Origin of the sequence: Arthrobacter sp. NPDC056691 (assembly GCF_042791415.1) — a bacterium.
GTDB lineage: Bacteria > Actinomycetota > Actinomycetes > Actinomycetales > Micrococcaceae > Arthrobacter.
In genome coordinates, this window is record NZ_JBHTXX010000067.1 from 1 (window position 1) to 2,287 (window position 2,287).

1 protein-coding gene is annotated in these 2,287 nt (G+C 59.6%); it reads left to right on the forward strand.

Going from position 1 to position 2,287, the window contains the following annotated elements; all coding sequences use genetic code 11:
* Positions 1-126 precede the first annotated feature (126 nt).
* The gene (locus ACFRAU_RS26010) at positions 127-1,788 is read left to right on the forward strand and encodes an APC family permease (RefSeq protein ID WP_378002012.1); all 1,662 of its coding nucleotides are present in this window, start codon (positions 127-129) and stop codon (positions 1,786-1,788) included.
* Positions 1,789-2,287: the final 499 nt, after the last annotated feature.

Here is a 2,287-nt window from a genome sequence, read left to right on the forward strand (position 1 = left end):
CATGCCCCGCCAGAACATCGGCTTCATGCTCGAACCCCACGGCTTCTTCAACCAAAACCCCACCCTCAACCTCCCCACCGAAACCCGCGGCACCAACGCAGGACACTGCAGCATGGGAGGAGAACGATGAGCCGGCAACAAACTACAGCAAGCTCGAGTACCGCCAAGACCGGGGCTAAGTCGGGGAAGCTGAAGGCCAACACCCTGGGGCTGTGGGATGTGGTTTTCATGGCGGTCGCCACGTCCGCACCCATCACGGTGATGAGCGGTAACGTCCCGATTTCGGTCGGCTTCGGCGTCGGCACCGGAACCCCGGCAACATACATCTGGGCAACGGTGATCCTGTCGGTCTTTGCGATCGCCTATGTCACGATGGCCCGCTACGTGACCTCTACGGCCGCGTTCTACGGCTTCATCTCCCGCGGCTTGGGGCGCGTGCTCGGCCTCGGAACCGGTTTCATGGTGACCTTCGGCTACATCGTCTTTGAGGCCAGCATCATCGGTATTTTCTCGTACTTCGGTCACCTTGCCTTCAAGGATCAGCTGGGCATGGACATCCACTGGGTAGTCTTCGCCGTGGTCGGCCTGCTGACCATTGGTTTCCTGACCTTTTTTGAGATCAGCATGGCAGCGAAAATCCTGACGCTGCTCTTGTTCACGGAGATCGCGATCCTTGCCATCATGGCCTTCGGCGTGCTCTTCAAGGGCGGAGGCCCCGACGGGCTGATGCCAGAGACATTGAACCCGGCCATTGCGTTCTCACCCAATGGGCTGCAGGTCGCAGCGCCCGGGCTGGCCATGTTCATCGCATTTTGGTCCTGGACAGGCTTCGAGTCGACGGTGATGTACGGGGAGGAATCCAAGAACCCGAAGAAGATCATCCCGATCGCCACGATGATTGCGGTCACCGGCGTCGGCGTCTTCTACACGTTCGTCTCCTGGATGTCCGTCGCCGGCAACGGCGCCCAGGGAGCCATCGCCCTGGCGCAAAGCGCCAACCCCCTGAACATGTTCTTCCACCCAACTGACGTCTTCGTCGGCCACGGCTGGGTCCTGGTCATGGAATGGTTGATGATGACCGGATCCTTCGCCTGCGCCATGGCCTTCCACAACGCAGCATCACGCTACATGTACTCGCTCGGAAGGGAAGGAATCCTGCCCGGCGCCCTTGGCAGGACCCACAAGAAGCACGGATCGCCCCACATCGCGTCTTTCCTCCAGACAGGTATCGCCATTCTGTGGATCCTCGGGTTCTGGTTCTTCAACAAGGACCCATACCTGGATGTTTTCGCCCTCCTGGCGATCCTTGGGACATTCATGCTGGTGATTGTGCAGACCGTAACCATGGCCGCAGTGTTCAACTACTTCCGCAAGCACCATCCGGAAGAAAACTTCTGGCGCACCAAGGTTGCTCCCATCATCGGCGGGGCCGGAATGCTCGGCGTGGTCATTATGATGTTCCTGAACCTGGACACGGCGGCGGGACCTGCATCGTCGTCCCTGCTGTTCAAGCTCATCCCCTACATCGCCGGCGCGCTCTTCGTCACCGGCGCAGGCCTGGCACTCTACTTCCGGAAAACCGATCCGTTCAAGTACGAAACCATCGGCCACGTCGTCCTCGCCGACGACGGCCACGGCCCCGTCCTGGACGAGGAAGACCCGGCGCCGCTGCGCCCGATCGACCTCGAGGCTGTTCGGGACATGGAGCGGCAGCATGCCTCCGGTGACCTGGACCGGGAGCTCGATGACCTGGAGCGGGAGAAGAAACTGGAGCTGGAGAAGGAATAGCTTTAGCAGCCGGTCCCCGGCGCTGCCCACGGGCAGTGCCGGGGACCGACCCATTTAACCCGACCACAAGGCCGCCAGCTGGTTTGCTGGCGGCCTTGTCAGGTCTCATTTATGTTGCTGCTGGCCGCGGTCCCGACCGTGTTTCCGAATGTTTCCAACATGTTAACTGGGGTGGGAATTTATGGCCCCGAATTTCTCAAGTAAATGTTTATGAATTACTTTCCCAAACGAATTCCCTGCCGTAGTTTTGCTTGTGGAAGGAACGCGGTGACCGGTATCACACCGATCACGTGCACCGGAGATGAACAGATCTGACAAGGACGAACAGTTCTGAGAATCCAGGGACCTTTTCTGCCTGCGGGCTCGAAACGGCAACACCACCAGGCTTCCCGGGCCGTAGGCATCCTCTTCCTGTTGAAGGACCTAGTTAAGGAGTAAAAGCATGACTATCGATACTGAAGCCGCGACTGTTGTTGGGGTGGCGCACCCCCTGGATCCG

Bases quoted from the DNA above. Each gene is read 5' to 3' on its own strand.
- ACFRAU_RS26010 (WP_378002012.1), top strand. From the start codon at position 127: ATGAGCCGGCAACAAACTACAGCAAGCTCGAGTACCGCCAAGACCGGG.